At 61.4% G+C, this 19,436-nt stretch carries 19 protein-coding genes; 5 read left to right on the plus strand and 14 right to left on the minus strand.

Going from position 1 to position 19,436, the window contains the following annotated elements; all coding sequences use genetic code 11:
• Positions 1-142: 142 nt before the first annotated feature.
• Positions 143-1,183: a hypothetical protein gene (locus K6118_RS05220; RefSeq protein ID WP_425531539.1), complete on the plus strand. Its 1,041-nt coding sequence runs from the start codon at positions 143-145 to the stop codon at positions 1,181-1,183.
• A 101-nt stretch (positions 1,184-1,284) separates the two neighbouring features.
• Here the strand turns inward: K6118_RS05220 and K6118_RS05225 are convergent, their stop codons facing one another.
• The 3 genes from K6118_RS05225 to K6118_RS05235 all read right to left on the minus strand — a co-directional run bounded on the left by K6118_RS05225 (position 1,285) and on the right by K6118_RS05235 (position 6,556).
• Positions 1,285-4,320 (minus strand): TonB-dependent receptor domain-containing protein, encoded by a 3,036-nt coding sequence (locus tag K6118_RS05225; RefSeq protein WP_247119166.1) that lies wholly within the window; start codon positions 4,318-4,320, stop codon positions 1,285-1,287.
• 521 nt (positions 4,321-4,841) lie between these two features.
• Positions 4,842-5,408, minus strand: a complete 567-nt coding sequence (gene rsmD / locus K6118_RS05230; RefSeq protein WP_247119167.1) for a 16S rRNA (guanine(966)-N(2))-methyltransferase RsmD — start codon at positions 5,406-5,408, stop codon at positions 4,842-4,844.
• Positions 5,405-6,556, minus strand: coding sequence for a pseudouridine synthase (locus K6118_RS05235; RefSeq protein WP_247119168.1), 1,152 nt, complete (start codon positions 6,554-6,556; stop codon positions 5,405-5,407). The genes rsmD and K6118_RS05235 overlap by 4 nt, the downstream gene beginning before the upstream one ends.
• 113 nt (positions 6,557-6,669) lie before the next feature.
• Here K6118_RS05235 and K6118_RS05240 point away from each other — a divergent pair, with 113 nt between their 5' ends.
• The gene (locus tag K6118_RS05240; protein WP_247119169.1) at positions 6,670-7,125 is read left to right on the plus strand and encodes a nucleoside deaminase; all 456 of its coding nucleotides are present in this window, start codon (positions 6,670-6,672) and stop codon (positions 7,123-7,125) included.
• Between the two features lie 26 nt (positions 7,126-7,151).
• Here K6118_RS05240 and K6118_RS05245 read toward each other — a convergent pair whose 3' ends face one another.
• Complete coding sequence (locus K6118_RS05245) at positions 7,152-7,772, minus strand: class I SAM-dependent methyltransferase (protein ID WP_247119170.1); 621 nt, start codon at positions 7,770-7,772, stop codon at positions 7,152-7,154.
• Positions 7,773-7,927: 155 nt separating this feature from the next.
• Here K6118_RS05245 and K6118_RS05250 point away from each other — a divergent pair, with 155 nt between their 5' ends.
• Together K6118_RS05250 and K6118_RS05255 are read left to right on the plus strand one after the other, a co-directional pair.
• Positions 7,928-9,262 carry a mechanosensitive ion channel family protein gene (locus K6118_RS05250; protein ID WP_247119171.1) on the plus strand — a complete coding sequence of 445 codons (1,335 nt, stop codon included), beginning with the start codon at positions 7,928-7,930 and terminating at the stop codon, positions 9,260-9,262.
• Positions 9,263-9,369: 107 nt separating this feature from the next.
• Complete coding sequence (locus K6118_RS05255) at positions 9,370-9,807, plus strand: hypothetical protein (protein WP_247119172.1); 438 nt, start codon at positions 9,370-9,372, stop codon at positions 9,805-9,807.
• Positions 9,808-9,819: 12 nt separating this feature from the next.
• On the opposite strand, the gene K6118_RS05260 is transcribed toward K6118_RS05255, so the two are convergent.
• Positions 9,820-10,671 carry a D-amino-acid transaminase gene (locus K6118_RS05260; RefSeq protein ID WP_247119173.1) on the minus strand — a complete coding sequence of 284 codons (852 nt, stop codon included), beginning with the start codon at positions 10,669-10,671 and terminating at the stop codon, positions 9,820-9,822.
• Between the two features lie 12 nt (positions 10,672-10,683).
• Positions 10,684-11,916: an MFS transporter gene (locus K6118_RS05265; RefSeq protein WP_247119174.1), complete on the minus strand. Its 1,233-nt coding sequence runs from the start codon at positions 11,914-11,916 to the stop codon at positions 10,684-10,686.
• A gap of 262 nt (positions 11,917-12,178) precedes the next feature.
• Here K6118_RS05265 and K6118_RS05270 point away from each other — a divergent pair, with 262 nt between their 5' ends.
• Positions 12,179-12,757 (plus strand): class I SAM-dependent methyltransferase, encoded by a 579-nt coding sequence (locus K6118_RS05270; RefSeq protein ID WP_247119175.1) that lies wholly within the window; start codon positions 12,179-12,181, stop codon positions 12,755-12,757.
• 8 nt (positions 12,758-12,765) lie between these two features.
• On the opposite strand, the gene K6118_RS05275 is transcribed toward K6118_RS05270, so the two are convergent.
• The 8 genes from K6118_RS05275 to K6118_RS05310 form a co-directional block, all read right to left on the minus strand.
• On the minus strand, positions 12,766-13,695 hold the full coding sequence (locus tag K6118_RS05275) for an alpha/beta fold hydrolase (protein ID WP_247119176.1): 930 nt from the start codon (positions 13,693-13,695) through the stop codon (positions 12,766-12,768).
• A gap of 19 nt (positions 13,696-13,714) precedes the next feature.
• Positions 13,715-14,014 carry an HNH endonuclease gene (locus K6118_RS05280; RefSeq protein ID WP_247119177.1) on the minus strand — a complete coding sequence of 100 codons (300 nt, stop codon included), beginning with the start codon at positions 14,012-14,014 and terminating at the stop codon, positions 13,715-13,717.
• Between the two features lie 125 nt (positions 14,015-14,139).
• Positions 14,140-14,898, minus strand: a complete 759-nt coding sequence (locus K6118_RS05285) for a GGDEF domain-containing protein (RefSeq protein ID WP_247119178.1) — start codon at positions 14,896-14,898, stop codon at positions 14,140-14,142.
• A 229-nt stretch (positions 14,899-15,127) separates the two neighbouring features.
• On the minus strand, positions 15,128-16,057 hold the full coding sequence (gene gcvA / locus K6118_RS05290; protein ID WP_247119179.1) for a transcriptional regulator GcvA: 930 nt from the start codon (positions 16,055-16,057) through the stop codon (positions 15,128-15,130).
• Between the two features lie 117 nt (positions 16,058-16,174).
• Entirely contained in the window at positions 16,175-16,930 is a 756-nt protein-coding gene (locus K6118_RS05295; protein WP_247119180.1) for a phosphoadenylyl-sulfate reductase, read from the minus strand.
• Entirely contained in the window at positions 16,927-17,451 is a 525-nt protein-coding gene (locus tag K6118_RS05300; RefSeq protein ID WP_247119181.1) for a DUF934 domain-containing protein, read from the minus strand. Before K6118_RS05300 ends, K6118_RS05295 begins: the two co-directional genes overlap by 4 nt.
• Positions 17,438-19,093: a nitrite/sulfite reductase gene (locus tag K6118_RS05305; RefSeq protein WP_247119182.1), complete on the minus strand. Its 1,656-nt coding sequence runs from the start codon at positions 19,091-19,093 to the stop codon at positions 17,438-17,440. The genes K6118_RS05300 and K6118_RS05305 overlap by 14 nt, the downstream gene beginning before the upstream one ends.
• Positions 19,094-19,104: 11 nt before the next feature.
• Positions 19,105-19,428 carry a DUF2849 domain-containing protein gene (locus tag K6118_RS05310; RefSeq protein WP_247119183.1) on the minus strand — a complete coding sequence of 108 codons (324 nt, stop codon included), beginning with the start codon at positions 19,426-19,428 and terminating at the stop codon, positions 19,105-19,107.
• Positions 19,429-19,436: the final 8 nt, after the last annotated feature.

Below are 19,436 nucleotides of genomic sequence, written 5' to 3' on the forward strand. Positions count from 1 at the left end.
AAAACGCTGGCTGTGTGGTCTAACTTTGGTTTGAGGGGGCGCCAAAGCATTTGCGGCACCCGCCCGGCGGCCTTTAAGACCGAAGGAACGGATATCGGCCTCGTCTGGTCATGACAGAGACGACAGGCCCCAAGCGGAAGGAATGCCCGTGGCCCAAACCATGCCGCCAAAGCCCGAGATCGCTGCCAGCGCGGACTGGCTGCCGCACCGGTATGATCCGGTGCGCGACGCTGTGCATTTCCACCATATTCCGCGCGCCCTGCACCGGGGGGCCACCTTCCTGACGGATGACCATCTGCCAACCACGGGCACGCCCGCGGTGATCGGCAGCGCCGAGGCCATGGCTGCGGCGCAGGGTGTGGCCGGGCCCATCCATTATATTTTCCATTCGGCTTACTGCTGTTCCACGCTGCTCGCCCGCGCGGTCGATATTGACGGCGTGGCGATGGGGCTGAAGGAGCCGGTGATCCTGAATGACATGGTTGGTTGGCGCCACCGGGGCGGGGCTGAAGCGAGTGTGAAAAGCCGCCTAGATATGGCGCTGACGTTGCTGGCCCGGCCGTTCAGTCCGGGGGAGGCAACAGTGGTCAAGCCGTCGAACCTGGTGAACGGGCTCGCGCCCGCCATGCTGGACATGCGGCCGGGGGCGCGGGCACTTCTGCTGCACGCACCTTTGCGCGCCTATCTGGCGTCGATCGCCAAGAAGGGCATGTGGGGCAGGCTGTGGGTGCGCGACCTTTTGATCAAGCTTCTGAAGGAAGGCCGGGTCAACCTCGGTATTGCCGACGACCAGTATCTGGCGCTCACCGATATCCAGGTGGCAGCGGTTGGCTGGCTGGCGCAGCATGACTTTTTCACCCGGCTTGCCCGGCACTATGGCCCTGCGCGGGTGCGGACGCTGGACAGTGAAACGCTTCTGGACCGCCCCGCCGAGGTGATGGTGCAGTTGAACGCGCTTTTCGGGCTCGGCCTTTCAGCCGAAGCGGCTGGTGCCATCGCCACAGGGCCCGCCTTCACCCGGCATTCCAAGCTGGGTGGTGATTTCGGCGCCGAGGACCATCGGGCCGAGAATGAAACCTCGGCTGATCATCATGCGGACGAGATCGAGAAAGTCGCCAAGTGGGCGGAAGCCATCGCCAAAACCGCCGGGATAGAGGCCGCCTTGCCGAACCCGATTCTCTGACAGCTCATGTAAAATCAGTTGGGCCGGTCTTTCTGGCCTGGCGGACAAAAGGAAAGGGCGGACCCGAAGGTCCGCCCTTTTTGTTTGGATGTTCGTCAACCTTAGAAGGTGACTTTCGCATTCAGGCCGAAGCGGCGGCCGATCGCGTCGTAGGTCGACGGGAAGGTGTTGCCGCTGTTGAAGGCGGTCGTGCCGGTGTAGAAGCCTACGATCGGCGGACGACGGTTGAACACGTTCAGGACGTTCGCGGTGACCGAGACGTTTTCGGTTACGTTGTAGCGAACCGAAAGGTCGAAATAGTCGTATGCCTTGATCTTGTTGAAGTTGGCGTAGCCCAGATCCTGGAGCTGACCTTCGAACAGTTGATCGGTGCCGTTAGCAAAGTCTTCGTAGGTTTCTTTGCCAATGTGGCGCCACAGGACCGACACGTCGAACTTCTCGAGCGAGAAGGTGTTGCGGAAGTTCCAGCTGATTTTCGGCTGGATCGACGCACAGTTCGCGCTGTAGAGGCCGACGCACTCACGGTTGACCGAAACGCCGGTTACGGCCTGGAACGTGGACCGGTGGGTCCAGTTACCCGTCAGGGTCGAATTCCAGTGTACGTCACCGATGTCATGGCTGTAGTTAACCGTGAAGTCGATACCGTCGGTGTGCAGGTTACCAGCGTTCGACAGAGCGAGCGGCAGGCCTTTCACAACGGCTTCATCACCAGAGAGGCTACCGTCGATCGGCGAACGCACGATCGCGAGGCAAGCTGCGCTGGTCGGATCCGGGTTATCGAAGCAAGCTGCAAGCGCATCGCCCGGTGCCGGGGTGGTGATCGCCTGGTCGATCTTGATGTTGTAGTAATCGACGGTGACGGTCAGGTTCGGAACCACGGACGGCTGCAGGATCATGCCCAGAGTCCAGCTGTTCGAGGTTTCCGGCTTCAGGTTGAGGTTACCACCACCGGTGAAGTTGGCCTGGCCAGCTGCCGGCTGCGGAATGAAGCCGATAGCACCAGCCGGAGCACCCTGAGCGATACAAACGTCGCGAACGACGCCGGTCGGGATGTTGCCGGTCGGGTTGCCCGAGTCGTCAAGCGACGCACACGGATCGGTTGCCAGGTTGGTCAGCTGCGTGATTTGCGGCGTGAACAGCTCAGCAATGTTCGGCGCACGAACAGCGCGGGCGAAGGTGCCGCGGAACGTGACGTCGTCAACCGGGGTCCAGTTCAGGCCCAGTTTCCAGGTCGTGGTCTGATATTTCGGGCTCGAGTCCGCATCGACCTTGTAGGACGAATAGCGGAGACCAGCTTCGAGAGTCAGCGACTTGGCGAAGTCTGCATTTTCAACGATCGGGGCGTTGAGTTCCATCATGCCTTCGATAACGCTGTAGCCACCCGAGATGTTCGGGGACGCACCACCGGCACCACCAAGGTCACCAGACTGCGACAGAAGGTCGGAAGCCTGCGAACCGGTGTATTTCCGGTATTCACCGCCGATAGCGAAGTTAACGGCGTTTTCAGCCCACGGCATGGTGAAGCCGGTTTCGCCGGACAGCGAACCCTTAACCTGGCCCATGTCGAAGCGCGTGGTGATGTTGCTTTCGCCGCCCAAGAGGTAAGCGTTCTGCTCAGGCGTGATCGAGCCGGTCGGGCCGAAGAAGTCAACCGGGATACAGCCGTCGGACTGGTCGAAACAGCCGTTCGGGCCGGACATCAGCGACTTGCGGAAGCGCGACTTGAGCCAGTAGCCCTTCTGAACCTGGGTCTGCTCGCTGGCGCCGTAAGATGCCATGACGTCCCAGTGCATCGACTCATCGATGTCGCCGCGCAGGCCAACTTCAACGTCGAAGTAGGTGGCGCCGAAATCGCTGACACGCGGACCGCCTTCTACGTCACGACGACGCAGCTGGGTGGTAACCGAGCGGAAGTTCGGGTCGGATGCGCTGGTTGCGGTTGCAGCCGCGTCACACTCAGCCTGAGTGTAGAGCGGAACGTAGGAACCAGCAGTCGGGTCGGTGTCGAACGCACAGAAAGCGTTACGCTGAGCCGTCGACAGGTACGGGTTGCTGAGCGAAACCTGAACGGTATCACCGAAGGAGCCCGACGGTGCGATCAGCGTGTTAACCGTGTTCTTGGAGAACATGCCGCGCGCATACATCTCGATCTTGTCGGTGATCTGGTAGGTACCGGCGGTGTAGATGTTGTAGCGCTGGAACGGCGTCTGATAAACGTTCAGCGGGTTGAAGTTGAACGGCGTGTAGGCTGCCGCGAAGGTGCGGTCCGGCTGAACGCCGCCCAGAACCAGGTTGCCGTTGTCGGTACCGGTCGGGTTTACGTTGCCGAAGCGGCTGTTGTAGGAGCCGAGGCCGGAACCAGCGCGCGACCCGTCATAGGAATCGAGGGCGTAGGCGCCATAGTCGCGGTCACCCTGGTAAACCGGGTCGGATTTCTGGTAGCCGACGCTGAGGACGATGTTGCCCTTGCCGTCAGCGAGGTCGGAACCCATGGTGAGTTCAACGCGCTTGGTGGTGCCGTCGCCTTTGAAGCTGGTGCCGTAGTTGGCATCAACCTGTACGCCGGTGAAGTGCTTCTTGGTCACGAAGTTGACCACGCCGCTGATGGCGTCAGCGCCGTAGGTGGTGCTTGCACCGCCGGTCAGCACGTCGATACGGTCGATGAGCGCGATCGGGATGTTGTTCAGGTCAACACGGCCGCCCAGTTCGGACGGAGCAACGCGGTTGCCGTCGAGGAGCGTCACGTTACGGTTCGAGCCAAGGCCACGCAGGTTGACGAACGAGAAGCCGCCGTTGCCGTTGTTAACCTGGGCGCCAATGCTCGGGACCATGCCCGGGATATCGCGCAGGATTTCTTCAGCAACGTTGGTTTGCTTGAAGGTCATGTCGTCTTTGGAAACAACGGAAACCGGTGCAGTCCGAACCAGGTTCGGGTTACGGATCAGGGAGCCGGTTACAACGACTTCCTCAATCTGCATCGTTTTGGTGTCAGCCTTCTTGGCTGCGTCTTTATCCTGTGCGTAAGCGTTCGTTGCCCCAAAACCCATTGCGACCAGTGCAAGGCCGGTGGCAGCGCTGCCAAGATAGGCTGCGCGAAGCCGGCCGTTTGCCGCTCCAGTCTTTTCTGTTTGTGCCATGAGAGTTCCTCCTCTTTCGTTTTGGCATTCAACCTCTCCGGCGGACTACGAAAGCCCACTATTGCGAGGTGAAATGTTTGTCTCATGAGGGGAAGGCGTTTTAGAACTGAAAAGACGTCATTATTATTTAATAATTACAAAATAGTTATGTTTGAGTAACAAAAAAATCACATAAAACCAAGTACTTATTCATTATGTTTAGGCTATTGGTTTATTGATTACTTAAATTAATCTTATGTCCATTCTGAAATAGACCAAATATATAATCCATTTGATTTTATGACTTAAGTTTATGCCTGTGACGGCAATGATATGCTTCCGTGTTTAAGACAGCCAAGAGGGATGCATACCTCATGAAAAAAGACGTGCGGCAAGCCACACGTCTTAAGCTTAGTGGAGGTTATATCGCCCTGGGCATTCATCGGGGGGATTGCGCCGGGCTTACAGGCGGGTGTTTTAAAGCGGTGCTTGGGCACACCGCATCCTGGATGCCTGTAGGGATGATACGGCTATGCGGGCGCTCAGCCTTCGGCGTCCGTGCGCTTTTTCAGGAAAACAATACGCTGCTGGCCCTGCTGGCGTTCATCGACCAGTTCCAGCGCTTCCGGGAAATCGGTGTCGTCATCGCGGGCGAGCTCGCAGATGATGGCGCCGTCTTCCGCCAGCCAGCCGCCGCGGAGGATGGCATCGAGCGCCGGGCGCACCAGCCCCATCCGGTAGGGCGGGTCCATGAAGATAAAGTCGTGGGCGTCCTTTGAGGTGGGCAGCGCGCCAGCGTTCGCGCGCAGGACGGTTGTCTCGGCCTCGGCGTGCAGGGTGGCGATATTGGCCTTCAGGCACTGAAGCGAGGCGGGAGCCTGTTCGACAAAGGTGATATGCGCGGCCCCTCGCGAGAGGGCTTCAAGCCCCAACGCCCCGGTGCCGGCAAAAAGGTCGGCGACGCGGGCGCCGGCCATGTCCGGATAGCGCCGGTGCATCAGCATGGAGAAGACGCGCTCGCGCATCCGGTCGGTGGTCGGGCGAATATCTTTGCCTGGCGGGACATCAAGGCGGCGTCCCTTATGACGTCCGGCGATGATGCGGGTCATTTGCGGCGTCCGCCTTTCGGCCCGGCTTTGGGTGCATGATGGGCCGGGCGCGTGCCCGGCTTACTGGTGGGTTTCCCAGTAGGTTTCCCAGTAGGCTTTCCGGCGGGCTTGCCGCTGCTTTTGCTGACAGGCCGGCCTTCTGATCGTTGGCCAGGTTTTTGGCCCTGGCGTGGCCCCGGCTTCTGGTCCCGCTTCTGGTCGGTCTTCTGATCGCCCGCCCGCGCTTCCGCTTTGCTGCGCGGCCTGCGCATAGACGGGGCCTTGGCGTCGTCACCTTCCAGTTTGTTGAAGGGCCGGCGGCGCCTAGTGCCCGGCTTTACCTTTTTCGGCTTCGGCTTGGCCCATTTGCTGGGGTCGAGTTTCTTTTCGGGGGCGGCGACGCTTTTGGGCGCATCCTTGAAAAAGTCCCCCAGCACGTCATGGAGCTGCTTTTCGCCAACCGAGGCCGACGCCCCCGGCTGCAGCGTGCCCAGAGCGAACGGGCCGTAATGGGTGCGGATCAAGCGGTTCACCACCAGCCCCAGATATTCCATTACCCGCCGGACTTCGCGGTTCTTGCCTTCGCGGATCGCGACGGTCATCCAGGCGTTGGTGCCCTGAACCTTCTCAAGCCGGGCCTCGATGGCGCCATAATGGGTGCCGTCGATGGTGACGCCGTCAGCCAGTTTCTTGAGCGCTTTTTCGTCAACGCGGCCATGCACGCGCACGCGGTAGCGGCGCACGATCTCGGACGACGGCAGCTCCAGCCAGCGGGCAAGCGCACCGTCGTTGGTCAGCAACAGCAGGCCTTCGGTGTTCATATCCAGCCGCCCGACCGCGATCACCCGACCCATATGGTTTGGCAGCTTGTCGAACACGGTGGGGCGGCCTTCAGGGTCCTTGTGGGTCGTCAGCGTGGCCTTGCGCTTGTGAAAGCGCCACAGCTTGGTCTCCGACACTTCGCCGACCGCTTCGCCGTCCACCCTGATGCCGGCCAGGCTTTCCACCAGTATGGCCGGGCTTTCCAGCACCTTGCCCTGCAGGCTGATGCGGCCTTCGCCGATCATGCGCTCGACATCGCGGCGTGAGCCGACGCCTGCGCGCGCCAGCGCCTTGGCGATACGTTCGCCTTTCTGCTCGCCCGTCTGTTCGTCGGTTCCGTCGGTCATAACCTGCCTCATGCTCTTCAAATCGCGCGCACCATATAGGGCGGGGGGCTTACGCGCAAGCAACCCGGTCATGGCTCTTGACCTTTTCATGCACGCAAACGATGCTCGCGGCCATGATAGATCATTTTCCGCATATGCACAGGGCGCTTGATGAAGCCCGCAAGGCGGCTGCGGCTGGCGAGGTGCCGATCGGCGCCGTGATCACCGGGCCGGACGGCCAGGTGCTGGCGGCCGCGGGCAATTCAATCGTCGGCCCGAAGGACCCAACGGGCCATGCCGAGCTTATCGCGATCCGGCAGGCGGCGCAGAGGCTTGGCTCCGAACGGCTGGAAGGCTGTGACCTCTATGTGACGCTGGAGCCGTGCGCCATGTGCGCGCAGGCCATGGCCTTCGCCCGCATCCGGCGGGTCTATTACGGCGCGGAGGACCCGAAGGGCGGCGGCGTCACCGTCGGTGCCCGTATCTTCAGCCAGCCCACCACCCACCACCGGCCGGAGGTGTATGGTGGCATCCTCGAAGACGAAGCGGCGAAACTCTTAAAGGATTTTTTCCGCGCTCGCCGTTCGTGAGGTCAGCATAAGCGCGTTTCGTGGTCTTAGGATGCCGCTTGGGGTTTGGGGCGCGGTAAGTGGCCCCAGGCAACCTGCTGGAGCTGCTCATTTTCATAGACGCCTTTGCTCGCGACCGCCCAGAGGTCGAAATCCGGTGGGTTGCGCCGGACCAGCACGCGCTTGAAGCCTGCGGTATGGAGCGCATTGCCCAGTATCTGTTGGGTGAAGCCGGTCTTGTGCGCCATATAATGGGCACCCTTGGCGAGCGAGCCACGGTGGCCATACAGCATATCCAGCGGGTAAATGGGGCCGGAGGGGGACATATACAGGGGCTCCATGATTTTGCCTGCCGCGATCGCCTCGCAGACCGGCTGGATATCCGGGCAGGTGATGATGGCAAACCCGTCCGGCTTCAGAATGCGCAGGAACTCGGACATGGCGGTCTGCACCTGATGCGGGAACAGATGTTCGATGCTGTGGCTCGAAAAAAGTGCGTCGAATGTATTGTCGTCGACATTGGACATGTCGAGCATGTCGCCGACGATATCGGGCTTGACGGTCTCGTCGATATCGAACCGGACTTCCTGCCAATCAGGGGTGTTGAAGGTGCGGGTTGTCATGTCTTTATGCTTTTTACCGCAGCCTATATGCAGAAATTTTTTCATGAGGGCCCCTTCTTGGCCAGTCCTTATGGGAGTATCCCTGCTATTGAATATTGCGGGGTCGGTCAAGCGCCGATGAAAAGGCGTGCGCTATTCCAAAGCGAGATAAAGATCAAAGACCTAGAGACTTTTTTCGCGCGTGACGCTAAGCTCGGGTTATGGAACAGGAACTTATCGAAAAGATAACAGCCTATGTGATGAAGAGCTGGGCTTGGGCGCAGGCCAATGTGCTAGAGCCCACGCGCCTGATCGAGCTTGCGGTCATCATCGTTATCTTCCTCCTGTCAAAATTTGCCTGCGGGCGGTTGCATAAGGGGCTTACCAAAGCTTTCGGCGACCATCCTGTGTTCACCCGTCTCGACCGGCGCTTCCTGGAACCGGTGATGGTGGCGGCGGTGTCGCTGATGCTGATGTGGACGGCGATCCTGATCCTGCAGCCCTTCTTCCATACCTATTTGCTCAGTATCGCGACCAGCCTGTTCACCGCCTGGCTGGTGATCCGCCTGGCGGTCAGCATGATCGCGAACCGGGAACTGGCGCGGCTTGTCGCCTGGGTTGCCTGGGTGATTGCCGCGCTCAATATCGTCGGACTGTTGGACCCGATCACCGCCGTTCTCGCGTCGGCACGCCTGCCGCTCGGTGAATCGCAGCTGAGCGTTCTGGACATCATCCAGGGTATCTTCACCTTCGCCATCATGTTGTGGGGCGCGGTTGCGCTGTCCGACCTGATGGAAAAAAGGGTCAATACGCTGGCGTCCGTGCCGCCGAGCGCGCGGGAGCTGATGAACAAGTCCAGCAAGATCATCCTGGTCGCGCTGGCTTTCCTGATCTCGCTAAAAGCCACGGGGATTGACCTCACGGCACTCGCCGTCTTCGGTGGTGCCCTTGGTGTCGGTATCGGCTTCGGTCTCCAGAAAGTGGTGGGGAACTTTATCTCCGGCATCATCCTGCTCGTCGATCGTTCGATCAAACCGGGTGACGTGATCGAGACTGCCGGCACCTATGGCACCATCAACAAGCTGGCGGCGCGCTATACCAGCGTCATCACCCGGGACGGCACAGAATTCCTGATCCCGAACGAGGACATGATCACCCAGCCTGTGGTAAACTGGTCGCACAGCCACCGGTTGGTCCGCCGCCATATTCCGGTGCAGGTCAGTTATGGCAGCGATATCCGCAAGGCCATGCAGCTGATGGTGGACGCCGCTTTGGAGGAAAGCCGTGTCCTCAAGGCCCCGGAGCCGCGGACGCTCGTCAGGGCTTTCGCCTCGGACGGCGTGGACCTGGAGCTTCGCCTGTGGATCGAGGATCCGCAAAACGGTGTCGCCAATGTGGCCAGCGAAGTGATGCTGCATATCTGGGACAAGTTCCATGCCGAGGGCATCGAGTTCCCGTTCCCGCAGCGGGTGGTGCATATCACCCACGATATGGACACGCCGCCCGCGGGTATCATGCCCGGCATGGAAGTCGGCGCCCGGGTCGCGGACGAGTAAGCTTTTCCGGAACTACCCTGGCAGGTGTAATGGGGGCGCCTGCCCACTAAAACCACAAACCACCACGACAGGAGGACCATACACCAGCATAACAAGGGGAGGGACCGATGAATGTTGGTAAGTTCATTCTGAATGTTGTTGTCGCGTATGTGTTGTTTGCCGTTCTCTATACGGCGGTCGAGATGTGGGTTCTCGCCGATCAGGTGGCGGCGATGAAGCCGCTGATGAAAGACCCGGCCGAGACCACCATCAGCTATGCCTACTATCTGGTGCAGACCATCGTCTTCGTGTGGCTGTTCGGCAAAGTTGCCGGTGGCCGCACCCTGATGGACGGCGTGACCTTCGGTATCATGCTGGCGCTCTATGCATCAGCCTCCAGTGCGACCATGATGGTGGCATTGAAGGGTTTCCCGGAAGGTCAGATACTGCCCTGGACCATCGCCAACATTGTGGTGTTCGCGGTCATCGCGGCGGTGCTTTCGCTTCTGGATGCGAAAGGCTGGGGCGTGATGGCGACCGCGTCGGACGGCGATGAGGGCGACTGAGAAGGCGACTGATCAGGCGTTCATGAAGTCCATATAAGCTGCCGCAAGGCGGGAGGCGACGGGGCCTGGGGTGCCGTCGCCAATTTTGTTGCCATCCAGCTCGATGATCGGCATCGCCCCGGCGGTGCTGCTGGTCAGGAACAGCTCGGCGGCGTCTTTCGCTTCCTCGAGGCTGAAGGCGCGTTCTTCGATTACCATCTGGTGGCCGTGCGCCAGCTCGCTCACCGTCATCCTTGTGATGCCGGGCAGGATATTGTCGGCGGTCGAGCGGGTGACGAGTGTGCCATCCTTCGTGACCATCCAGATATTGGTGCTGCTGCCTTCGGTGACGAAGCCGTCCTTGTCGACCAGCACTGTTTCGAAGGCACCAGCATCGCGCGCGGCCTGTTTCGCCAGCACGTTCGGCAGCAGGGACACGGATTTCACGTCGCAGCGGCCCCAGCGGATGTCCGGATGGCTGACAGCCTTGACACCGGCCTTGGCCCGCGCGGCGACCTGGTCGAAATCAACCCGGCGGCAGGTGATCACGAGGGCGGGCCAGCTATCTGCCGGGAAGCCGTGGTCACGCTTGGCGACGCCGCGGGTAACTTGGATATAAAGGAAAGCATCCCGCGCCCGGTTCTGGCGGATCACTTCCTTGAAGACGGCGGTCATGGGCCCACGGTCCATCGGGGCCTGAATGCTCAACTCACCCAGCGAGCGCCACAGGCGGTTCAGGTGCGGCTCCAGGTCGACCATGCGCCCGCGCCTGACGGCGATGCCCTCATAAATCCCGTCCGCGAACTGATAGCCCCGGTCCTCGATATGCACATAGGCATGGCTAAGCGGAACATAGGCACCGTTGACATAGGCGATACGGGACATGAGGGACTCCTCTTAGGCGGGTGGATTATCTTCAAGCGGCTTGAGGCGGATAATAAGCAAAAGCGCAGGCGCGACAATCAAAAGAATTGCGCCTGTCACTGCGGCAAGCCCGTAGGGGATCAGCGGTGCGACCAGCGCGGTGCAGCCGGAGCTCACCCCCATGATCGCGAGGATGGCCAGGGCTGAGGCGCGATCATCGTCCCCGCCGCCGGCGGCAATCGCCCGCACGAAACCGGGACCGCCGCGCACGCCCAGCCCGGTGTTCAAAATCCAGAAAAGATAGGCCAGGTGATGCGGGTTGTTAGGGCCGAATGCGCCATATAGCGCCAGCGCCAGCGCACCGAAAGTGGCGATCGCGGTCCCCGCCGTGATAACTGTTTCGATACCGAAACGTTTCACCAGGGTACCTGACATGTTGGCTGTCACCACGAAGGTGCCGACGCCGATCGCCTGCATCAGGATAAAGTCACTGATGGTGCCGCCCATGGTGGTGATGATGACGGCGGGCGCGGAAAAGACGAAGGTCAACAGCCCGCCCAGCACCAGCGCGTGGCTGACGGCGTAGCGCAGGAACGTCGGGTTGCCCGCGAGCGCGCGGTAGCCAGACATCTGGTGGCTGCTCTTGGTGCCGATATGCGGCAACAGGTGCGGGATGAGCGCGACAATGGCGACGACGACCAAGGTGGCGGTGCCGGTCACGGTGAAAGAAGCCTGCCAGCCGTGGGCGACGAAAAGCCAGGCGCCGAGGATCGGCGCAAACCCCGGCACCAGCGATTCAATGCTGCCCATGGCGCTGATCGCGCGGACCGTGCCGATTTCATCGAACAGGTTGCGGATCAGCCCGGGCGCCAGCACCGCGGGGCCGCTGCCGATCGCCCCCTGCAGGACCCTGAGGGCGATCAGTTCCCAGATATTGTCCGTCATGGCGGCGGCGAGCGATACGATCCCGAACCCGGCCAGCGAGGCAATGAACAGCCGCCGGCGGCCGAAATGCCCGGCCAGCACGCCAAACAGCAGAAGCCCCACGGCTGTCCCCGCCACGTAGGCGGCGAGCACAAGCTGGCTTGTGGCGATGTCGGTGCCGAAAATGGCGGGCATGGACGGTACGGCGGGGAGCACCAAGTCAATGCCGGACAGGCCGAGCACGGTCCCCGAAATGACGGTCGCGCAGGCGATGATCGCCCGCGTATGGCCCGGATGACCCTCAGGAAGGCTTGGTCGGTCCGGTGTCGTTTCTGGGCTCATGCGCTGTCTCCGGCTGGTCTTTCGTGTGCCAGCCTCTGTTTTGGTTTTCGTCAGGGCGCACACCCTTGATCAACAAAATGCCAAAATCAAGTGTTAGAGCAGTACGAGGGACGGCTTTTAGGGCGCCTGACTGGCATGAAGGTGCCAAGACGGCTTGACGCGCGGCGGCCGGTCCCGCAAGGAAGACTATGGCAGGATATGGTTAGCGGCGATGGCGCAGATGGTGGCAAACACAGCCGATAAAAGGAAGGCCCCTCAAGCAATGGCTCCCCGTGGTTTTTGGGGACGGGTGTTCGGCTGGCTGATGCAGCTTCTGAACGCGTCTGCCTACCGCTGGGCCCTGATGCGGCTTCTTGAAGGCACGCCGGAGCGTGTGCTGGAACTGGGCTTCGGCACCGGCGCACTGGCCGAACGCTGCTTGGGGGCGGGCAAGACGCATTTTTACGCGGGCGTGGACCCGTCGCCCCTGATGTTGCAGGTCGCGCGGGAGCGGCTGGGCAAGCAGACCGCCGAAATCGATCTCCGTGAAAGCACAGACGCCGACCTGCCGTGGGAGAGCGGCAGCTTCGATGCCGTGCTCGCCGTCCATAGCTTCCAGTTCTGGCAGGACCCGGATGCGACGCTCAGGCGCATTCACGCGCTCCTGAAACCCGGCGGTACGTTTGTGCTGGTCCTCAGGATGCATGGCCGCAAGCCGCCTGCGTGGCTGCCGAACCCCTATAGCCATATGGGGGATGAACGTGCCGGTGGGCGCAGGGCGCTGGCGCGGGCCGGTTTCATCATCACCCATGATAAACGCATCAGCACCGCGTCCTACGGCCTGTCCGCGCGGAAGGCGTGAGGCTGAGGTCAGGCCGTGGCGGTCTGACCCTCGTTTGGGGCCGATTTCCCAATGGTTTTTTTGATGATGCAGTCGTGGAAGCGCAGGATCAGTTCCATCACCGCTTCCGGGGCTTCGACCTGCGGGAAATGGCCGATGCCGGGCAGGCGTGCCAGCTTGGCCTTGGGGACCACTTCAGCGAAACCGTCGGCGGCGTGCCCGCCGGAGACCGGGTCGGCCGTGCCGTTGATCAGCATCATTGGCAGGTGCGCGTCCCTAAGGGCATTCACCCAGCGGTCGGCATATTTGCGCCGCTCAGCCATATAGCGGATACGGCGGCTGAAGGCACCGCGGCCGTTCACGCCGACCATGGTGGGCCAGAAGCCTTCGAGGTCAGCCCCTTGTGGGCGGGTATCCGGGCCGAACACACCGGCGAGGCCCTGAAGCATCTTTTTCTTGGGCGCCAGCCGCGCGAAGAGGGGGCCGAACGGTCCCGCCAGCAGCGTCTGCACGCGCCGGGGCTTATGAAGCGACGGGATCATGCCGCCGTTCAGGAACACCACGCTCTTGATCTGGAAGCTCAACCGGTTTTCATTCTGCCGCGCCAGCAGTTCCTGCGCGACCGTATCGCCGACATCATGCGCCAGCAGGTGCACCTGTTTGATGCCGCGGTGGGCCATCAGGGCCTCCAGCATATCGGCCTGGTCCATGATGGTGCAGGCGCGTTTGAGGCCATTGAGCGATGAGCCGTAATCCAGCAGGTCCGGCACCACCATGTGGAAATGTTCGACAAGCGCGCGCGAAACCCACACCCAGTCCCAGCCGCTGGTGGGGAAGCCGTGCAGCGTCAGCATCACGTCCCCCTTGCCGCCACGCTGGAAGAAGACGTGATGGTTGTTCCACTCAAAATATTTACCGCACTTCTGCCATTGGTCGAAGGCGATTGGCGCTTTGTCCATTATCCCACACCTATTGTTTTTATCGCGAGGTCCGCTTTGTGCGACCCCCGGCCGGTTCGGTACGGCGGTGGAAATCTGGCGGTTTGCCCTTAAGCCACGAAACAAACCGTTTGATTTCCGCATGCTGCCGCAACGCCCCGATGGTGTTGTAGCTTTTCTCCAGCTCTTTCTCGTTAAATAGGGCGTGAATCTTTCGGTGGCAAATCGGATGCAGCGCCACCACTTCCCGCCCGCCTTTGGACTTCGGGATTAAGTGATGCATTTCAATGCGTTCGCCCAAGGGACGCGCGCATAATGCACATGTGTTTTTGTCATCCATGACCGAAAGTCAGCCCGATTTCCTTATCCAGAACCGGTTTTCCTGAGCCCCCTTAACGCGGCAGCGCCCGATCAGCAAGGGTAATGCTGCACGTGTTATTCAGGCGTTAAGGGCGCTGGCATACTTTAGCGGTCGATGACGATCCGGTCGCGGCCAGCTTGCTTGGCGGCATACATGGCGGCGTCTGCGCGGCCGAGGAAGGCGGTCAGCGTTTCGCCCTTCCGCTGTTCGACGACGCCGAGCGACAGGGTCACGCTGACGGGCGGCTGGTCGTCGTCTACGGCAATCTTCAGCGTGCGCACGGCTTTCATGATCCGCTCCGCGAGCTGGGTCGCCTGGTCGAGGCCGCCGATGGCGACCATGACGACAAACTCCTCCCCGCCGACGCGGGCGAAAATCTCGTTATGGCGCAGGATATTGCCGATATGGCGGCTGAGGCCGATCAGGACGGCATCCCCCGCCGCATGGCCGTGAGCATCGTTGATGTGCTTGAAATGGTCGATGTCGAAATAAACCAGCGAGACAGGTTCGCTTTCGCGGACGGCCGTCGCCATTTGTTCGTCAAGCCGTTGGCGGAAATAGCGCCGGTTATAAAGCCCGGTCAGTGGGTCACGCCAGGAAAGCTGGCGCATCCGGGCTTCCTGGCTCCCGACATAATAGCCGAACAGCGCGAACACGGTCATGGTGCCGAACAGCATGTAGGCATAAAGAAGCGGGTCGCGCAGGACGTCGTCTATGGGGGTGATGCCGCGCATGGCCTGAATAAGGGCCCAGCCGACCGGGGCCCCACAGCCCGCGGCCATGCCCTGCAGCGCGCGCCTGAGCGGCCGTCCGTCCCGCATAGCCGGGGCCGGGTCGATTGGTGTCGGCCCCTTGGCTGTCACATCGTCTGTGATTGCTTTGTCCCTTCCCAGCCCCCGCGTGATTTTCAGCGGGTTTCCGGGGCCTTGTAAAGGCAAAAGTCCCTACGGAATCAAGACAAAAACGGTCTGGTTAAGCGATTCTTGGGGTAAGGACAGCCAAAGGTGGAAGCAGGGTCTACCTGCTCACGCAAAAGCTGTCTCGCCTCGACATTCTGGCAGGGGGGCAGGTTAGACTCGTGGGCGTGAAGGCTTATTCATCCGCCTCGGGCGCGGCCTCGCCCTCATGGGCTTCTTCCCTCAGCCAGTCAATGAAGTCCTGCACGCGCTCGTTCTTCAGCTTGTCCTGTGGACAGACGATATAGTGCGCGAAGTTGATCGGCACGGCTTCCCCGAACGGTTTGACGAGCCGTCCTGCCTTCAGGTCCTCTTCCGCGATGGCTGAGCGCGCGAGCGCGACCCCGCGGCCCGCGACCGCGGCTTCAATCGCCAGCGCGTGGGTGTTGAAGTGAAGCGCGGGCATGCCTTCGGGCATTTCCACGCCCGCCGCCTTCAGCCACATGGGCCAGGTGGGGACACTGTCGTCCTCCGCCGTGCTGTCATCATGGATCAGCGTGTGCTTGAGGATCGAACAGGGCGTGGTGGCTGGGGTTTCATGGTCTATGAGGGTGGGCGCGCAGACCGGGAAGATGGTTTCGCGCAGGATTTCCTCAACATAGAGATTGTCATACTTGCCAAGGCCGTAACGGATGGCGATGTCGACATCCTCGGCCTTGAAGTCGGTGATATGCATGGTCGCAGAAATTTTCACGATCGCGTCCGGGCGGCGCTCATAATAGCTGGCCAGCCGGGGCACCAGCCACTTGCTGGCGAACGACGGCGACACGGAGACTTTCAGGACATTGGAGGTTTTCGATTCGGTCAGGATATCGACCGCTTCTTCCATCTTCTCGAACGCTTCCTTGAGCGGCATCAGTGAAAGCTGCGCCGCTTCGGTCAGCACGAGCGACCGGTTGGTGCGGCGGAACAGCTCGACGCCGAGGAATTCCTCGAGCGAGCGGATCTGCTGGCTGATCGCCGCCGGGGTGACGCTGAGGTCATCCGCCGCCAGTTTGAAGCTCATATGACGGGCTGCCGCGTCGAAGGCCCGAAGCGCATTGAGGGGCAACAGGGAGCGTTTCATAGACTGTCCTGGAATTAGAAAAACTTATCCGGGCCCATCATAGAGATGCGCGCCAGAGGCTCCAAGCAAATCTTGCAGCTGCCTTTTAAATTGGGGTGTACGGCCATTTTTAAAGGGCTATTTGCGGCCCGACAGGATTCGGCTGTTTTCACCGAAGGTTAAGTGAATGCCGCATTCGGTCTTGGCCTGGCCGCGCCAGCGGCCCGCGCGCTCGCTTTCGCCTTCCACTACCCGGTCGGTACAGGGCATGCAGCCGATTGACGCGAACCCTTCCGCCACCAGCGGGTGGTCCGGCAGGCCGTGAAGGGCTTTATAGTCTGTCACGTCATCCTTGGTCCAGAAGGCGAGGGGGTTCACCTTCACCCGGCCGTCCGACGCCTCGAAGTGCGGCAGCAGCGAGCGCACGCCGCCCTGGTAGCGCTTGCGTCCCGATGCCCAGCCTTCGAAGCCTTCCAGCACGCGGTCAAGCGGCGCCACCTTGCGGATGAAGCAGCATTTGTTGGTGTCGGTGACCCACAAAGCGCCCTTGGGGTCGTTCGCCTGCACGTCATTGACGTCGGGCGAGATGGAGCGCACGTCGGTGAGGCCGAGAAGGTCGATCAGTTGGTCGCGGTAACGCTTGGTCTCACCGAACAGTTTGCCGGTGTCGAGAAACAGCACCGGAATGTCTTTCGACACCTGCGCTGCGATATGCAACAGCACCGCCGATTCCGACCCGAAGGAGGAGACGAGCGCGAACCGGCGCCCGAAATATTTGAGCGCACCGTCGATGACGTCTTCGGGCTTGGAGCTGCCATAGCGCGCGTCGAGATAGTCGACGGCGTCAAGCGGGTCGAAATAATCGGCCGGCTTGATGGCGGGGGCTGCTGTCATGATGCTTTCCGTTGCTGTTCTGGCCGCCGTTCTTGCACCGCATGGCGCGCGTGGGTGAGCGCGGTGCGGCCGGTATAGTCGCTCTGGTAAAAGACGCTATAGCGCTTGAGCGCGGCCTTGAAGGCAGCCTCGCGCTTGTCCTCCACCTCAACCGTATCGAAGCCCGAGCGCATCAGGTGAATCGCCTGGTCCGGGATCACCGGGCCGGTCGCGCGGATTTCACCGGTGAAGCCAAGGTCTTTCCTCAGCCGTACGGCGAGCGAGAAGCCACGCCCATCGCCGAACGCCGGAAAGTCGATCACCACGAAGCTGAGCTTGTTCGCAAGCGGCGCCAGCGACCGGTAGTCCGCGTCCGTCGACACCACGGCGCCCACCGCTTCCACGGCGGCGAAGAAGCCTTCAGCCTCCTCCGTCAGGCGTGCGAGCGGCGCGGCGACGCGAGTATCTGCCCCGGGCATCATGTCATCCTCAAGGTGTGTCCATGCTTCGGTCGTGATGCCGGTCAGGTTAATGAGTACCATAAACCGCCTCCTTGAAGATATCCGGCCCGAGCCGGCGGTAGGTTGAAAGGAATTCTTCGCCGTCTTCGCGTTCGCCGAGGTAGACGGCGACCACTTTTTCAACGGCGTCCACAATGCCCGCTTCATCGAAACCGGGGCCGAGTATGGCGGCCTTGGACGCATCTTCCGCGCCCGAACCGCCGAGCAGAAGCTGGTAGCTTTCCTCGCCCTTGCGGTCGACGCCGAGGATGCCGATGTGGCCCGCGTGGTGGTGGCCGCAGCTGTTGATGCAGCCGGAAATTTTGATCTTGAGGGGGCCGATATCCATCAGCCGCTTGATGTCATCAAAGCGCGCGCTGATTGACTGCGCCAGCGGGATGGAGCGCGCGTTCGCAAGCGCGCAATAATCCAGCCCCGGGCAGGCGATGACGTCGGTCAAAAGCCCTGCGTTCGCGGTGCCGAGGCCCGCCTCATCCAGGTCGGCCCAGATGGCGGGCAGGTCCTTCTTGGCCACATGCGGCAGGATCAGGTTCTGCTCATGGCTTACGCGGACTTCGCCCTGGCTGTAGCGGTCTGCGAGGGCTGCCACCAGGTCCATCTGGCTGTGCGAGGCGTCACCCGGAATACCGCCATGCGGCTTCAGGCTGATGGTGATGTTCACATGCCCCGGCACCTTGTGGGCGCTGACGTTGTTCTTCAGCCATGCCGCGAACAGGAAGTTCTTTTCGGCGAAGGCGTCCACGGTGGGCACGTCATCGGAAAGCACCGGCAGGGGCGGGGCCTTGAAGAAGGCGTGGATACGCGCGACTTCCTCGGCCGGAACATCGACCGGATGGTGGCGGATGGCCTGCCATTCTTCTTCGGTCAGGCGGGCATATTCCTCCGCACCCAGCGCATCGACGAGGATCTTGATCCGCGCCTTGTATTTATTGTCCCGCCGGCCCTGCTCGTTATAGACGCGCAGGATGGCTTCCAGATAGCTGAGGAGGTCCGCTTCCGGCAGGAAGTCCCGGATGGTTTTGCCGATCACCGGCGTGCGGCCCATGCCGCCCCCAACGATGACTGCGAAGCCGATTTCACCCGCGTCGTTCTTCTTCAGCACCAGCCCGATATCGTGCCATTTCACTGCCGCGCGGTCAGCTCCCGCACCGGTGATGGCGATCTTGAACTTCCGGGGCAGGAAGGTGAATTCCGGGTGGAAGGTGGACCACTGGCGGATCAGTTCGGCATAGGGGCGCGGGTCGGCGACCTCATCGGCGGCGGCCCCGGCGAACTGGTCGGTGGTGACGTTCCTGATGCAGTTGCCTGAGGTCTGGATCGCGTGCATTTCCACGTCGGCCAGTTCGTCCAGAATGTCCGGCACGTCGACAAGCTTCGGCCAGTTAAACTGGATATTCTGGCGCGTGGTGAAATGGCCGTAGCCCTTGTCATACTTGCGCGCGATATGGGCGAGCTTGCGCAGCTGGTCGGCCGACAGCGTGCCGTAGGGCACAGCGACGCGCAGCATATAGGCGTGAAGCTGCAAATAGACGCCGTTCATCAGCCGGAGCGGGCGGAATTCTTCTTCCGTCAGCTCGCCGGACAGGCGGCGGTTTACCTGATCGCGGAATTCCGCGACGCGGGCGTTCACGAGCGCATGGTCATAATCATCGTAAGCATACATCGGTTTGACCCTTATCTTTCCCAGTCCGGCGAGACCTGATAACCAAGGTCCGCCCGCACGCTCGGCCCTTTGGCCTGCATGGCGAATTTCATATGCGCCGGGTGCGGTACGCCGTTATGCACATCCGCTTCGATCACCTCGACCGACAGCACGCGGTTGGCGGCTTCGGACGCGCTGGCGACCGAACGCAGGGCGTCCACGCTCACGTCATCGTCGGCGACGGCGGCATCGGCGGCGCGCGCGCTCCAGTCGCCGCTGCTCGTCAGGAACACCACGCGGCCGTCATCCAGCCGGTTGGCGATCACCATCTGCGGGCCTGAGATTTTCTTGGCCATGGGACTAC

Origin of the sequence: Kordiimonas marina, assembly GCF_023006325.1 — a bacterium.
Taxonomy (GTDB): domain Bacteria; phylum Pseudomonadota; class Alphaproteobacteria; order Sphingomonadales; family Kordiimonadaceae; genus Kordiimonas; species Kordiimonas marina.

What these genes read in the sequence shown, in the direction of transcription:
- K6118_RS05255 (WP_247119172.1), top strand. Translation starts at nt 9,370, where the DNA reads ATGAATGTTGGTAAGTTCATTCTGAATGTTGTTGTCGCGTATGTGTTG.
- K6118_RS05300 (WP_247119181.1), bottom strand. Translation starts at nt 17,451, where the DNA reads ATGGTACTCATTAACCTGACCGGCATCACGACCGAAGCATGGACACAC.
- K6118_RS05305 (WP_247119182.1), bottom strand. Translation starts at nt 19,093, where the DNA reads ATGTATGCTTACGATGATTATGACCATGCGCTCGTGAACGCCCGCGTC.
- rsmD (WP_247119167.1), bottom strand. Translation starts at nt 5,408, where the DNA reads ATGACCCGCATCATCGCCGGACGTCATAAGGGACGCCGCCTTGATGTC.
- K6118_RS05310 (WP_247119183.1), bottom strand. Translation starts at nt 19,428, where the DNA reads ATGGCCAAGAAAATCTCAGGCCCGCAGATGGTGATCGCCAACCGGCTG.
- K6118_RS05270 (WP_247119175.1), top strand. Translation starts at nt 12,179, where the DNA reads ATGGCTCCCCGTGGTTTTTGGGGACGGGTGTTCGGCTGGCTGATGCAG.
- K6118_RS05275 (WP_247119176.1), bottom strand. Translation starts at nt 13,695, where the DNA reads ATGGACAAAGCGCCAATCGCCTTCGACCAATGGCAGAAGTGCGGTAAA.
- K6118_RS05240 (WP_247119169.1), top strand. Translation starts at nt 6,670, where the DNA reads ATGATAGATCATTTTCCGCATATGCACAGGGCGCTTGATGAAGCCCGC.
- K6118_RS05295 (WP_247119180.1), bottom strand. Translation starts at nt 16,930, where the DNA reads ATGACAGCAGCCCCCGCCATCAAGCCGGCCGATTATTTCGACCCGCTT.
- K6118_RS05245 (WP_247119170.1), bottom strand. Translation starts at nt 7,772, where the DNA reads ATGAAAAAATTTCTGCATATAGGCTGCGGTAAAAAGCATAAAGACATG.
- K6118_RS05225 (WP_247119166.1), bottom strand. Translation starts at nt 4,320, where the DNA reads ATGGCACAAACAGAAAAGACTGGAGCGGCAAACGGCCGGCTTCGCGCA.
- K6118_RS05260 (WP_247119173.1), bottom strand. Translation starts at nt 10,671, where the DNA reads ATGTCCCGTATCGCCTATGTCAACGGTGCCTATGTTCCGCTTAGCCAT.
- K6118_RS05250 (WP_247119171.1), top strand. Translation starts at nt 7,928, where the DNA reads ATGGAACAGGAACTTATCGAAAAGATAACAGCCTATGTGATGAAGAGC.
- K6118_RS05235 (WP_247119168.1), bottom strand. Translation starts at nt 6,556, where the DNA reads ATGACCGACGGAACCGACGAACAGACGGGCGAGCAGAAAGGCGAACGT.
- K6118_RS05280 (WP_247119177.1), bottom strand. Translation starts at nt 14,014, where the DNA reads ATGGATGACAAAAACACATGTGCATTATGCGCGCGTCCCTTGGGCGAA.
- gcvA (WP_247119179.1), bottom strand. Translation starts at nt 16,057, where the DNA reads ATGAAACGCTCCCTGTTGCCCCTCAATGCGCTTCGGGCCTTCGACGCG.
- K6118_RS05220 (WP_425531539.1), top strand. Translation starts at nt 143, where the DNA reads ATGCCCGTGGCCCAAACCATGCCGCCAAAGCCCGAGATCGCTGCCAGC.
- K6118_RS05265 (WP_247119174.1), bottom strand. Translation starts at nt 11,916, where the DNA reads ATGAGCCCAGAAACGACACCGGACCGACCAAGCCTTCCTGAGGGTCAT.